The organism is Brevibacillus laterosporus DSM 25 (genome assembly GCF_002706795.1).
GTDB lineage: Bacteria > Bacillota > Bacilli > Brevibacillales > Brevibacillaceae > Brevibacillus_B > Brevibacillus_B laterosporus.
Window position 1 is genome coordinate 833,318 of the sequence record NZ_CP017705.1, and the last position, 14,323, is coordinate 847,640.

General features: G+C 35.9%; 13 protein-coding genes and 2 pseudogenes. All 15 read right to left on the reverse strand.

What is annotated here, in order from left to right; all coding sequences use genetic code 11:
• Window positions 1-63: 63 nt before the first annotated feature.
• Window positions 64-720 (reverse strand): ABC transporter ATP-binding protein, encoded by a 657-nt coding sequence (locus BrL25_RS04045; RefSeq protein ID WP_018674038.1) that lies wholly within the window; start codon window positions 718-720, stop codon window positions 64-66.
• The gene (locus BrL25_RS04050) at window positions 704-1,420 is read right to left on the reverse strand and encodes an ATP-binding cassette domain-containing protein (RefSeq protein ID WP_018674039.1); all 717 of its coding nucleotides are present in this window, start codon (window positions 1,418-1,420) and stop codon (window positions 704-706) included. The genes BrL25_RS04045 and BrL25_RS04050 overlap by 17 nt, the downstream gene beginning before the upstream one ends.
• A complete protein-coding gene (locus BrL25_RS04055; RefSeq protein ID WP_018674040.1) occupies window positions 1,413-2,198 on the reverse strand; it encodes an ABC transporter permease in 786 nt (261 codons plus the stop codon). Before BrL25_RS04055 ends, BrL25_RS04050 begins: the two co-directional genes overlap by 8 nt.
• Window positions 2,198-3,133 (reverse strand): ABC transporter permease, encoded by a 936-nt coding sequence (locus BrL25_RS04060; RefSeq protein ID WP_018674041.1) that lies wholly within the window; start codon window positions 3,131-3,133, stop codon window positions 2,198-2,200. The genes BrL25_RS04055 and BrL25_RS04060 overlap by 1 nt, the downstream gene beginning before the upstream one ends.
• A gap of 1 nt (window position 3,134) precedes the next feature.
• Window positions 3,135-4,700, reverse strand: coding sequence for an ABC transporter substrate-binding protein (locus BrL25_RS04065; protein WP_018674042.1), 1,566 nt, complete (start codon window positions 4,698-4,700; stop codon window positions 3,135-3,137).
• A 489-nt stretch (window positions 4,701-5,189) separates the two neighbouring features.
• Window positions 5,190-5,879: a class I SAM-dependent methyltransferase gene (locus BrL25_RS04075; RefSeq protein WP_018674043.1), complete on the reverse strand. Its 690-nt coding sequence runs from the start codon at window positions 5,877-5,879 to the stop codon at window positions 5,190-5,192.
• A 551-nt stretch (window positions 5,880-6,430) separates the two neighbouring features.
• A complete protein-coding gene (locus BrL25_RS04080) occupies window positions 6,431-7,174 on the reverse strand; it encodes a CPBP family intramembrane glutamic endopeptidase (RefSeq protein ID WP_018674044.1) in 744 nt (247 codons plus the stop codon).
• A 290-nt stretch (window positions 7,175-7,464) separates the two neighbouring features.
• Window positions 7,465-8,133, reverse strand: coding sequence for a hypothetical protein (locus BrL25_RS04085; protein WP_018674045.1), 669 nt, complete (start codon window positions 8,131-8,133; stop codon window positions 7,465-7,467).
• Window positions 8,130-8,828 carry an ABC transporter ATP-binding protein gene (locus tag BrL25_RS04090; RefSeq protein WP_018674046.1) on the reverse strand — a complete coding sequence of 233 codons (699 nt, stop codon included), beginning with the start codon at window positions 8,826-8,828 and terminating at the stop codon, window positions 8,130-8,132. Before BrL25_RS04090 ends, BrL25_RS04085 begins: the two co-directional genes overlap by 4 nt.
• Entirely contained in the window at window positions 8,825-9,205 is a 381-nt protein-coding gene (locus tag BrL25_RS04095; RefSeq protein ID WP_018674047.1) for a GntR family transcriptional regulator, read from the reverse strand. Before BrL25_RS04095 ends, BrL25_RS04090 begins: the two co-directional genes overlap by 4 nt.
• Window positions 9,206-9,871: 666 nt before the next feature.
• Window positions 9,872-10,750, reverse strand: a complete 879-nt coding sequence (locus tag BrL25_RS04100) for a hypothetical protein (protein ID WP_099327225.1) — start codon at window positions 10,748-10,750, stop codon at window positions 9,872-9,874.
• Between the two features lie 360 nt (window positions 10,751-11,110).
• Entirely contained in the window at window positions 11,111-11,341 is a 231-nt protein-coding gene (locus BrL25_RS04105; RefSeq protein ID WP_018674049.1) for an RsiV family protein, read from the reverse strand.
• A 316-nt stretch (window positions 11,342-11,657) separates the two neighbouring features.
• A complete protein-coding gene (locus tag BrL25_RS04110; RefSeq protein ID WP_099327226.1) occupies window positions 11,658-12,611 on the reverse strand; it encodes an ETX/MTX2 family pore-forming toxin in 954 nt (317 codons plus the stop codon).
• 113 nt (window positions 12,612-12,724) lie between these two features.
• Window positions 12,725-13,090: pseudogene (locus BrL25_RS25475) on the reverse strand (transposase); the annotation flags it as partial.
• A 41-nt stretch (window positions 13,091-13,131) separates the two neighbouring features.
• A pseudogene (locus BrL25_RS04120) lies at window positions 13,132-14,200 on the reverse strand (IS3 family transposase).
• Window positions 14,201-14,323 lie beyond the last annotated feature (123 nt).

Below are 14,323 nucleotides of genomic sequence, written 5' to 3' on the forward strand. Positions count from 1 at the left end.
ATCTTAGTTACTCACGATGAGAAGCGGTTTGAAAAACACAGGATTAGTTAAATTCTCCCTAATTTATTTATAGTCTTCTAGCTGAATAGAATGATCACAAACTTCTTTTAAAAGCTTCTTATTATGTGATATAAAGAGAACTGCCATATTTTCCTGTTCTTTTAATAATTTAATGATCCACAATTCATTGATCTTGTCTAAACTAGACGTTACTTCATCACAAATCAAGAGCTTAGGCTGTACGAGCAAAGCTAAAGCGATACAGATTCTTTGGTATTGGCCTCCGCTTATTTCCAACGATCTCTTAGCAAGTATATCAACGGACAAGTTGCAACGAGAAAGCACCGATTCGACTTTTGGCAGATATTCCTCTTTGCGGGCAAGCTGGAACTGCTTTAACGGTTCAAATAATAGTTGTTTTATTGTTTTTGTCGGATCCAAAGCTCTCCGTGTATATTGGGTCACTAACTGAATCTGCTGGACCCACTCCTTCTTAGAAAAAGTTGTCATAGTGCGTCCCTCTAAATAAATTTGTCCATGGGAATATTTCTCTAATCCCGTTATAATCCTAACTAAAGTAGATTTCCCTGCACCATTTTCACCCACTATTCCTACCCACTCGCCAGTGTCAACGAGAAGATCCAAATTTTTGAAAATCAATTGGTTTCCATATGTTTTGGTCAGTTGAGAGATTTTTAATAAACTAGTATTTTCCTTCAAAGATCTCGATTAACTCCTTTGTATACTTTTCTTTCGGCTTACTGAGGACTTGATTTGTTGGTCCAGCTTCGATCAATCGTCCATCTTTTATGATACCCACGTGCGTACTATATTTCTTCACGATCGTTAAGTCGTGGGTAATAAAAAAGATGGTTATTTGCTTTTTCTCGTAAATTCCCCGCAGAAGATTTAGAATCGTTTCCTGGCTTTGTTCATCCAAAGCACTGGTGGCTTCATCAGCAATGATGATCTCCGGATCAGAAACGAGAGCCATTGCCAGTGCCACTTTCTGGCACATTCCTCCGCTCAACTGAAAAGGACGTTTGGCAAGCAAACTAGAACGATCGGAAAAACCTACCCAGCTTAGAACTTGAAGCATTTCCTTTTCACGCTCTTCTCTATTTTTCATACCTCTGGATTTTAAGAGATGATGAAATTGAGTTTCCACGGGAACATTGCTTTGCATGCTCCCAATTGGATTCTGTAGGATTATCTCCATCTTTTCCCGATCACTTTGAATGGAGCCGCTGACACGAAATTCTTTCGGCAAAAAGCCCAATATCGTTTTGCCCAGTAAGGTTTTCCCACCCCCGCTTTCACCGATCAGGCAAAAGAAATCGCCTTTAGAAACCGACAGTGAGATCGATTTTAGCAGTGCTTGTCCTTTGAAATAGACAGAACAATTGGATAGATCAATCATAGGCTATTCCCCACCGTTTCCTGATTTTGCTGCTGATGAATTGAGTTATGAGCACGATCGCACTCAAAATGATTCCTGGAAAAATAAATATCCATGGCGCTACGAAGAAGTAGGCTTTTCCATCAAAAAGGATCGTTCCTAGTTCTGGTGTTGGCGGCTGTACACCTATGCCTAAGAAAGACAGTCCAGAGATACTCAAAATGATTTTGCCGATATCGGTTAGAAATAAGGAAAGTAATTCTGCAAAAATATTAGGAATGATATGGTAAAACAATGTATGCTTTCCATACGATCCCCTCAAAGGAGCCAAACGGATGAATTCTTCTTTGCGGATATTCAGAATTAAGTTTCGGATATAGCGGATGTACTTGCCTGACCAACTTATGATTAGCGCAGCCATTACAGTAAAAATCGAATTTGAAAAGAATCCTGTAAAAACCAGCGTCAAAATCAATGATGGGATACTGATCATAATATCCGCAAAGGTCGTTATACTGGAATCGACCAGCCCACCAACAAGACCTGATATCCCACCTAGTATCAAGCTGACCAAAACGACTCCGAACAAAGAACAAATGGCCAGCAGCAAAGAATAGAAGCTGCCATAAAAAGTTCGACTAAATAAATCTCTTCCCAAATAATCTGTCCCAAACCAATGGCTCCAGCTCATCCCTTGCAAACTATTGCTCTTCTCGATAGCATAAGGGTCTTTTAATTGAATGAAGATAAGGGCAAGAACAACGCAACAAGCGAAAAAAACAACGATATACTTCTTCATCATTCTCCCCCTTGATCGAGTTGTATTCTCATATCAATTTTTTGGATCAATAAATCGACGAAATAATTCAATAAAAAGATAACGCAAGCAATGATCAAGGTGATTCCTTGAATAACTGGATAATCTCTCGTGGAGATGGCATCCATCAAAAGCTTTCCTAAGCCAGAAATACTGAATATGATCTCGACGATAACCGTCCCTCCGAAAAGATTTATTAGGCTATTGCCGTAAAGAGAAATCAGTGGTACGAACAATTCCTTCAATTGATAATAAAACCGATAATACCACTTGATCCCCCTAAACTTGGCAATAATCTGCTGCTCGCTGGTTGCTGAAGATACAATTAAATCACTTACCATTTTGGATAGATAACATCCCTCAGAAAAGCAGATAACGAATATCGGTAAGATGAGATGCCTGCCAGAACTACTGCCTACAAAAGGGAACCATTTTAGCTGGACTCCAAAAATAAAGATAGCCAATATAGCGATCCAATAAATAGGAAACGACAAAATTACAGAAAGAAGCTGTCTCAGCCATTTCAAAGCAGGAAAATTCCCGATCATGCCTCCCAAACTTAGAGAAAAAACAATACAAATAACAAGGGAGATTCCGATCAATTTCAAAGTGACCGCAGCTTTTTCTGCAATGATCTGCAAAACCGGTGTATTTGTCATAAAGGAATCTCCAAAATCCCCCTTTAAACTATTAAGCAGCCAGCGAAAGTACTGATCCAAAAAGTTCCCGTCGATCCCTAGCCTTGTTCTCATTTCTTCAATTGCTTCTTGGGATACGTGTTGGACCCCCAGCTTTCGGAGAACACCTAATGCTGGATCGCCTGTCGAAAAGGAGAGAAGCTCGTACAGCAAAAAGGAAAAAAGCAGCAGACTCACGACTAAACGTAGAGTTTTCCAGAAAAAAAACCCTTTATTCATCTTATTTCACCACAAGTTTTTTAAAATCGATTGGTGCATCGGATAAGCCAGAATAATGGAATTCTGAAATTTTGCTTGAAGTAACAAATTTTTCATCTTTGTAATCGATTGGAATAGCAAGTGTTTCTTCAGAAATACGTTTAAAAATATTGCCGAATATCTGTTGCTGTTTTTTTTCTTGGATTGTAACTGCAAAATCATCTAGTAGATTCGTCAATTTGGCGTCATTTGCAAGAACTCCATGTCCCTCAGCAGTATTATGATAAAGTGAGTTCAAGAAATTATAAGGTAGCAGTGCATCAGTATAGGTACGATAAAAAATCATGTCATACTTTTTCGTGTTCCATAAAACATCATAGTAGCTTTCACTATCAAAGATATTGATATTTACTTTTACCCCAGCTTTTTTCAAATCGCTTTCAATAATTTCCGCCTGTTCTTTCCATTCGGGAAATTCTGTTGTTTGGATAACTAGATCAAAGGCAAGCACATTGTTTGCTTTTTCATAATAACCCTCTGCATTTTCTACGTAGCCCTCTGATTCAAACATACTTCTAGCTTTGTTAAGATCATACGGAATGTTCTCTTGATTATCCGTAGAAACATATTTAACGTTCTCCTGGAATAAGCCAACCAGCTTTTTATCCGATAATGTAGACTTGTTGACGGCCAATTCGATCCCTTTACGGATAGTGGAAGTCAATACTTGATTATCAGGATTGAAGGCTAGAAAATGCGACATCGTTCCTTCAAATTTATGTACATTATAAGATTTATCCTTTTTCAATGAATTGATGTCACTATCCGTGATACTGCCTAATGTTCCTCCGACAACGTCGACCTCGCCGCTTTTAAGCGCTAAAGTACGTGAGTTTCCATCTTCGATCGTCTTGAAATTCACCTGATAATTCACTGGATTTCCATGATTATAGTATGGATTTGGCTCCATCAGCACTTGCTCGGCAGAGATTTCCTTCACAGTAAAGGCCCCAGTACCAATTGCCTCTTTGAATGCTCCATCAACTTTTTCACCCTCAACAGAATGCGGACTCATGATTCTTAATGGACGAGTCTGACACAGCTCAGCTAATACTTGATTGGAAATTTTTGAAAAATGCATTGCAACTGTCGCATCATCGATCACTTCTATTTTTTTCAAATTTGTCAGAGTCTGTAAATCACTTGTCTCATTCTTTGCTTTTGCTCGATCAATAGTAAATTTCACAGCCTCCGCATTTACATCGCTGCCGTCAGAAAATTTGACATCCTTTTTTAGATGAAATACATATTTTTTCCCGTCCTCTGATATTTCCCAAGACTCAGCTAGACCAGGCTTGTAGGCTCCTTTTTCGCCATATTCGACTAAAGGCTCATAAACTGCTCCATATAGAGCTATATCTGCATCATAAGAAGTGGCATCTAGTTGCTGAGCATTTGACTCGTTTGAAATAGCGATATTTACTGTCGCCTTCTCATCTTTTTTTGATGCATCCTGATTATTAGAAGAGCAGCCCACAAGAGAAATGGCAGCCAGCATAGAAATTACAATCCCGAACATTTTTTTCATTGTTATCATTATTCCTTTCACATTTCCTACTCAAAGGACAACATCGTCTGAAGAACAAGTGTACCCCTTTGTGTGTTTTTTACAGCAAACCAAACTTGGGCAGGGAAAAGTCGTTGTCCGCAGCAAAACTCGAGGGGATGAGCAAGCAAATGGTGCCACTTCATACCCTCGCACTGTCAAGATGCACAGCTTTGCTTTGCAAGGCGGACGGCCATTTCCCATACCGCTTTTCTACAAGGATGAAATCGGTTGATTCATTCAAAGCAACACTTCGAACTTGAGAACAAGCAGCCAGCGCTCAAACAGCCGTAAGATCTCAGGAAATCGGTCATTCATTGATCTTCAGCAGTACACGAAATACATACCATAGAGTCGTACCGCATAATCGATCGTGTTTTCTCAAGCTAGAGCTTGTATCCTTTATGATTTTAACTACCTTTATTTCACATGATCTTTTTTACCGCTTTCTGGCAATGTGCCGTAATCATTTTAAGCGTTACTTCCTGTTTTCCTTGCTTTGATTAGATAAGAATTTTCACAAGATAAAATATAATCATCAACCGATAGATAGAATTCTTTATAATTGGTCGTCACACTATATACAGGTTCAGTGTATTCTTTAAGCAGCTCGACTGAAAATCCATTTTGGATCAGACTATCCACTACCTCAGAAAGCGTCTTGTTCTGCATTTTTGTTGCTCCAAATTGATCTATCTTTTCTTTCATATAATCGAAGCTAGGATTTTTCGATTGATCAGCAAAAGAAGCATAATAGACTCCGCCATCATTTAATACACTCGAAATCATGCGGAAATGTTCATCTATATTTTCAATCAGATATAGTACTGAGGTGCTGATCACCGTATGAAACTTTCTTTCTAATGAAGCAGCATCTCCCGTTTGAAAATATTCGATCGGATACCCATCGACACGTTCTTTTGCAACCCCAATCGCTTTTTTAGCTAAATCAATCCCGCAAGCGCTATAAAAGGGCGTGGTATCATACAATGTCCTTAAAAATCCACCCTGATTGCAACCGAAATCCAAAACATCTCGGTTTTTCACATCATCGATGTCAATAAGCTCAATTACCTTTTTCCATCCTTCTTGGTGACTGTCTTCCATCTCCTGATCGCCAGTATTCCCTTTTTGCCACCAATTATCGTATTCCTGTACCAAATTTAACACCCTCCTATTTACATCTCAAATTAAACGAACTTCTTTGACTGATATGAATATTTTGTATGTTAGTGTTCTTTCTAAAAATCGCAAAAAATATGGCACTTTTAAAAAATTTTCACACACAATTTTATTCATTAGTAAAATATAAATGAAACTCCTATTCTTTAGCAGAATGAATAGATAAAATAAAAATTCAATTACAGTGATGAAGCCATTTCTATTAGTTTTTTATTTCTAACTGATAATCGTAATCATTACGTTTTGGTGGTTTGTATGTTATCAAAAGAGGCACCCACTTGTCAATCATTATTTTCAGATATACCGTTGAATTACGTTTATTAGTTCCTGTCTAGATTAGAGTCAATATCTTGGATTAGAGCTACTACTGGCCGTCATCCTCCAGTAGTAGCTTTTTTTGTGCCTAAAATATGCGAATTCGCATATTTTAGGCACAAAAAAAGACACCCCCTTAAGAGTGTCATAATTAGTGACTTATTTTTCAAACTATCAACAATAATCACTATAGCCTTTTACTGGTTCAATGCATATTATACAACCAAAAATACCAATAAGAATCCAATCATATCGTGCAAGAAGTGGACAATAAACGATACCCACAAATTTCGCGTTACAATATACGCAAGAGTATGAATAATACGTACGAACCCAATAACAACAATTACTTGAACTAAATTCCACTCATACGTTGAGAGATGTAATAATCCAAATAAAATAGATGATACTAGCAAGGCAACGAGCATGGCCTTCTTACGACTAAATTTTGCTTTTTTATAGAAAAATTGCATTACAGCAATAAATGGTAAAATCGCAAGAAGTTCTTCCCCAAACAACTGCAATAAATTGTGAACGCCGTTATTAATCAATAATTCTGAGACTGCTGATGAAGCTGCTGTTCTAGCTACATCAGCACTTGCCGTAATCATCGGATTATCACTCACTGGAAAGAATAGATTTACGACAACTGCTAAAAGTCCGGAACCAATTACAGATACAGGTAGAAAAACTAGTACCATTCCTAAATCTCTCAAAGTTATCTTTCTAAAAAGAGCATATGCTTGGCGTCCTGCTGCCGTTCTCCATCCACAAAATAAAACCAGCGGAAATAAAATAACTGCCAACCATTTTGTTAGGCTGATTGTTGTTAAAAATAAAAAACCGCAGATTAATGCTCCAAACGTCAACAACCAATTTTTTTGTGTCAATTCAACTGGTGTGCCATTATAAAAGGGAATATCAGATTCTTTGGGCTCCCATTTTAAAAAATTATTCATATTCTTACTCCTTAAATTTTTTTGCACGCATTATAATGTATGAATGTCCACATTTTTTCAACTGTCAGTATGACTATTGCAATTTTGGGAACATAAAGAATACTGTAAAAATACAATCTAGGGTTGTTAGGAGTTACCCTGACTGAACGAAGTGAGCCTTATAAGGTTCTTATTCCCCCTTTTCGGGGGATGGGCAAAAACACCCCTCTATGAAAATTGTCTTTTTTTGGCATTGGATTAGATGTTATCATTTTTCCTCCTAAATACATTCTACTTTTAAAGTGAAAGCTTTATATTTCTAATTTTTTATCGATGATACGACCTGTAATAGCTGCTAGGACAATTATGAACAAGCAATTAAAACATAAACCTGAAATAGTGAATCCTTCACTAGGATACAATGATGCATCAATAAAGCCATTTTCATCTATAAACCCAGTACTCTTTATAGTAATTACATTACTTAAAACATCCAATACTAATATTTGGATTGTTACAAATATAGCAAAGAAAATGATGAATAAAATCATTTTACTCATTGTTGACTTTATAGGAATCAGTTTTGTAATTACTATGATGAAATAACAAGTGACTAATATACTCATGAAATCGGTTCCCCATAAAAAAACAGCGAGTACATGTTGGAAGATTCCATAGTCATAATTTAAAAAAATTAGACCTATTACTAACAAAAAAATAAACATAGATGTGAAGAAAAATAAATTTGCATATATATTTCTTTGAGCTGAGATATCTGTATAGCGAATCATAGAATTTTTAATCGTTTTATTGAAAGACGACAGTGCTATTAAAAGAATAGAAAATCCACCTATACATAGTAATGTTGTATCTTTTATTTTTAAAAATGACAGAAGTAAAGAAATACTAATAAATCCAAAATAAAGAACGGCAATCTTTTTTCTATTACACTTAAATAAATAGCGAAAAAATGGATTCACTTCTCAAAAACCTCCTTAAATAACTCATGTACTGCTTTTCCATGGTGAAAACGAATTTCTTCTACATTTTCATGCAATACAATATTGCCGTCTTTCAAAAAGATCACCTCATCAAATATATTTTCAATTTCCGCTATTAAATGAGTTGAAATAAGAATGGTACTATTTTCACGATAAAAGTTAAGAATTAAATCTAATACATGCTTTCTAGAAATAAGATCAATTCCACCTAATGGTTCGTCTAATACATATAACTTTGCTTTCCTTGAGAAAGTTAATATAAGCTGTAATATTCCTGTTGTTCCTTTTGATAAGGTGCTTATGTTCTCTTCTAGCGGTATTTTAAACTCGGCTATTAAATCCATTGCTTGTTGTAAATTAAAATCAGTATAAAAATCTCGATAGAAAAACATAGCATCTTTTACTGTCATCCACTTTTCAAAAACAGAACTATCAGGCATAAATGAAACGATTTCTTTCGTTACTAAGCCCACCTTCTTACCTTCAATGGTAATACTTCCTTTAGAAGGGAAGCGTAAACCAGAAATCATTTTTAATAATGTCGTTTTTCCACTGCTATTATTACCAACAAGACCGATAATTTTTCCTTCTGATATTGTTAAGCTTACATCTTGAATCACTGTTTTTAAATCATATCTTTTCCATAGATTTTCAATTTTTAATAACTCTTTCATTCGTTTCCCTTCCTTTTCTTTTCCAAAGAGGACCGGAGTATTGAGAGAATTTCTTCTTCCGTAAATCCTAAGTTGTTCATTCCATTTATAAAATTACCTAGCAACTCTTTTGCCATTTCTTTACGTAGCTCTGTAATTTTTTCTTCATTAGTTGTTACAAATCTCCCTGTTCCTCTGCGTGTCTCAGCAATACCTTCTCGTTCTAACTCCTGAAATGTACGTTGAATTGTATTTGGATTTACTTGTAATTCAGCCGCTAATTCACGTACGGCAGGAATTTTATCACCCGGGGCTAAACGTCCTGTTACAATTTCCTTTTTGATACACTCCATTACCTGAATATAAATCGGGATATTAGGAGAAAACTCAGTTTTCATTTCTTTCCTCCTCAGTATCAGTGTACTAGATGCATAATACACTAATACTAATTGTGTGTAAATGGTTATTTTAAAAACTATAAATAGAAAATGATATATGTAGTGAATTAGTGTAATCAACAAAGTTCCTTATTTAAAGGTTAACCCTAGGTTTGATTCCGAATATAAGCATTACGTAAACAAACGTCCGAACCTAAATTCGGACGTTTGTTCTTTTATTATCATTATTTATTCCTTTTTCATCAAAGAAATATTACTTATTCTGCGGCTCCTGTCCACTCGCAATCCTTACCCAATCAGCCAGTTCCCCAAGGGATTGACCATAGAAACGGATATTCACGAAATTTAAAACTACCGCCTTACTAGACGATTCGGGCGAGTTATGTTCACTCCCAATTCTTTCCCCCTTGCAGGGGCCTATTACGCCCCTGATCGTGATTAAACCCGTTTCTGATTATATAGTAAAGGTAGGCGTGCACACTTCTTTACTCTTCCTGTGGGTACCCTATCCCGTTAATTAGAAAAGAAAAGCATCTCAATAAGATGCTTTTCTTTGTATATAATCGTATATATAAGAAGCGGTATCACAGTAACTATTATATTCCGTCAGAAATATCCTAGTAACGTTATTGGCACTCCTAGTGAATTCTTGTAATTTAATTTTTTTTATTTTTCATTCTCAATAACTTTAGAAATAGAGTCTTCTGAAGCCAACACTACATTATTTCCTGCAATTCTTGTATGTTCCCATTTTCCCTTATTGCTTACTTTAACTTTATCTCCTACTTTATAGGAGTGACCTACCGAAAGGATGACCTCAACTTTCTCCTTTTTTCCTTCGTTGTTTTTGTACTCAACTACAACATAACCATAATTACTATCTGATTCTTTAACCGAACCGATTATAAAGTCTTCAGCTTCATTCTCAATAACTTTAGAAATAGAGTCTTCTGAAGCCAACACTACATTTTTTCCTGCAATTCTTGTATGTTCCCATTTTCCCTTATTGCTTACTTTAACTTTATCTCCTACTTTATAGGAGTGACCTACCGAAAGGATGACCTCAACTTTCTCCTTTTTTCCTTCATTGTTTTTGTACTCAACTACAACATAACCATAATTACTATCTGATTCTTTAACCGAACCGATTATAAAGTCTTCAGTTTCATTCTCAATAACTTTAGAAATAGAGTCTTCTGAAGCCAACACTACATTATTTCCTGCGATTCTTGTATGTTCCCATTTTCCCTTATTGCTTACTTTAACTTTATCTCCTACTTTATAGGAGTGACCTACCGAAAGGATGACCTCAACTTTCTCCTTTTTTCCTTCGTTGTTTATGTACTCAACAACAACATAACCGTAATCGCTATCTGATTCTATGATCGAACCAATTATAAAGTCTTCGGTTTGTTGTGAATTACTCTCTGCAATAGAAAGACTAGAAGGGTTAGCTGCATTAACTGTTATAATCTCTAATCCTGGAAGATTCGCCCCCAATAAAGTTCCAACACTTAATACGCCTGTTAATACTAATTTTTTCATAGTTGTATATTCTCCATTCATAATTTTTTTGCTATATCTAGTAAATTTTCATCTAATTACCTCCTTAGGTAACTATTATAGTTACAATTTATTTTTTAAGTCAATATAAAAAAACCTTACAATTTTGTAAGGTAAAATAAAATAATAATGATAAAAATAATATAAGGATGTATATTATTTTTATCATTTTTAATAGTATGTACCGAAAAATTACCGTGAAAAAGATATACTGAGTTCCTCTATTCCTCCTCATACAGCAATAGAAAGTCTATTCTAGTCAATAAGATTACGTTTTGAAAAGGTAGCAATAACACTCTGCTGTATCTACAGAGTAGACGCCCCCTACAAGCATATATTTCTTTAGTTAACAAAAGGAGAACGTGGGCCAATTTCGTACTGGACGAACTTAATTACAAGGTTTCCATCCTTGACCAGAAATCCTTGCGTATCTGAGATAGAGGTAAAGGTGAAGAATTCGGCATTCTCATTCTTCTTGATGTGTTTTTGAATCTCCTTGTTAATAATCTCCTTGAAATTTACACCTTGTGCAAATAGATCGGACAATTGTATGATTTCCCCTTGTTGATCCATCTGGTCTAAATCTTTTAGAGAAAAGTATCCTAAATCTCGAATACATAAATCTCCTCTTGGTACTTACTAGTTCGTTGCACAAAAACAACATCTTTAGCAAGATCTTGTAACGTATTTGGGGATAAGAAGCTTTAAATTTCTTGAGCAAATAGTTGTAATTCATCAGAGACAGAAATTGACATACAAAAACGCCATCCTTTCCTATGATTCTACAGAAAGAATAGCGTATTTTTTCATTTTAGGGGGTATTTTCTTTTGTTAGCTTGATAGCGATGTGGTGCTACCCCTAGTAGACGGATAATCAAAAAGTGACTTACTATATTTCAGTTCTAATTAGTGGAACTTTAATCTCTTGAACGACAGTTCCACTCCCGTTATTGTTTCGTGACTTTGAATCTGTGATGTCTTCAATTTTTAAAATGAAGTCCGTTCCATAATCAGATTTGAAAGTACCTTGGCCTTTAACGATTACATCTCTTCCACTAGGTTGAAAGTTTCTGAAATCTCCCCATCCTTTTTGTTGGCATTTGGTAAGTACAGCACCTATATTTACTCCTCCGCCATTGGGATAACCTGGTGAAACCCTCCAAGCTATACCCCCAACATTTGCGTAAAGGTTAGCTTCACCTGAAATAGATCCAGTATTTAGGTATGCTAAAACTCTAAAGGTTTTACCTGCTGGTACTTTAATTTTTTGTGATGGGCTTTTATATGATACTTGTTTAGTTTTAGTATCAGTGGAAGAATTTTGAAAGTTATATTCAGTAGAAGCTTCCATGCTACCCTGAGCAATCGGGAATTTCATGGTAGCAGTGGTTTTGACTCCTAATTTTAATCCATGAGTTGTTGTATTTGAAGTGCTTTCCGTATAGGTATAGGTAAACTCGGGTGTTAACAGCTCTTGATCCATTGTTCCTTTTGAGTTATCTAATACGTTTCTTCCCGCATATAAAGGTGTCCCCGATACTTCGGTTGGACTTCCTTCTAATGTAGCCCATGCATTATTTACTTTATACTGTGAAATTCTTCTTTCGCCAATAACATTTTTAGGTGGTGCTAAGATAACAATACCTTGAGTTGGACTATTAGAGAATTGTGGTTCATCACTGGGTTTGAAGTTAGCATTCCATGCTTCATTAAAGGTTCCGGCTTCATCTTCTCTTGCCAAGTCCCGTAATCTTTCTTGAACATCTGTGGATGACGCATGAACAAATTGCGTACTCGAAAAAAGGAACACACCTACAAGAAATAAACTTGCAAATTTTTTCATAAAAATCCTCCCGTTAATATTTTATTTGTGAATATATTCACAAATAAAATCATATAATTAAATTCCACTATTTTCATTATGTAATCAGATATGTTCATAAATTCTCCATTTTCTGGTCCTGCTTCAACGTGTAGGAACTGTCCACTAAGAAGGTCATATTCTAACTGAATTTTAACACCGGCTGTATGGCTACCTTCCCCCAGATCCTTTATAAGCAGAAGCAAAGATATCCGGAAGCTGAAAAGTAGTGGAGTCTAGTATGCGGATTCTATGAAACAAAGTCGCGTAACCATGAAGTATTGTATCGGCAGCGTATAGCTTTTGAATAGAAGGTGTGAAAAAATTCGTTGAAGAAATTGTAGGGCTTGTCTATTAAATCGCTTATTTAGTCCTTCCGGACTCATTAATATCCCAGTGTATGCCTCTAAACGACTACATAATTTCATTAAAGATGTGCTCGCAACCTTTTGACTTAACCATTGGATCTGAGTCAATATCTTGAACACAAAAAAGTTAAGTGCTAGGATGCGTTTCTCAGCAAATCTTCTACTGCTTGTGGTGTTTTGTATCCTAAACCTCCATGTATCCGTTTGCGATTGTACCAGCCTTCTAGATATGTAAAAAGCGCAAGCTTTGCTGACTTATAATCTATGTACGTCACATGGTTTACTTCTTCTTTTTTCAGTATGGCATGAAATGACTCCATGCAGGCATTATCATAGGGGCACCCCTTTTTGCTACATGAGTGAATTATGTGGTATTCCTCAACACGCTATGCGAAATCTTGACTTGTGCTAACCTTACTGTCATATTCTGAGAAAAAGAGTATCCAACAATTTTCTTTGAATGTAGATCAAGAACGGATGCCAAATAGCACCATCCATCTCGAAGAGTATGGATATAGGTAATATCTGCTACCCATTTCTCGTTAATAGAGGTTGTTGTAAAGTCTTGATCTAGTATATTAGGTCCTTCTATTACTCTATCTTTACTTGATTGCGGGCGGAATTTCTTCCTTGTAATTGATCGAATGTCTGCCTTTTTCATAAGTCGCTGAGTTCTCTTCAAACTAATAGAAATACCTTCACTTCTTAGCAGAAAATGAATTTTTGGAGCACCATAACGTCCCTTACTTTCCAGGTGAATTTGCATGATTCTTTTCGTAATCTGCTGGTTTTCATTTTCACGAGGGGAAGCTTCTTTCTTATAGGACTGGTAGTAAGTGCTCCTTGGTATATTTAGTACCTCACACATAATCTGGATAGGATGCTTTTCTTTATTCGTCTCAATGAATTGGTTTAACTCAGCTGCGTCTATTTTTTCGCGAATATGGCCATAGCCTTTTTTAGAATTTCATTTTCTTGCTTCAATCGGAGCATTTCTTTCTGCATAGCAGCAACTTCTTTTGGTGTAATGGCTTTTTCTCCTTCTCCGAAAGGAGTAAATTCTTTCACCCATTTATAAATGGTTACTTCTGATATGCCATATTCGCTAGATAAACTCTTTACCTTGTGACCAGAATGATAAAGGTCTACAATTGTTCTTTTAAAATCTTCCTTGTATTTCTTGTTTGTACTATTTTGTTTCATCCGTACTCATCTCCTATAAGTTCATTGTAAGAACTTAACTAAGAGGTGTCCATGAAACTATACTAACTCCAGGTGTCCTTTTGTAATTCGAAATACCCTGAATCCCTTAGATAACAAAAGAAG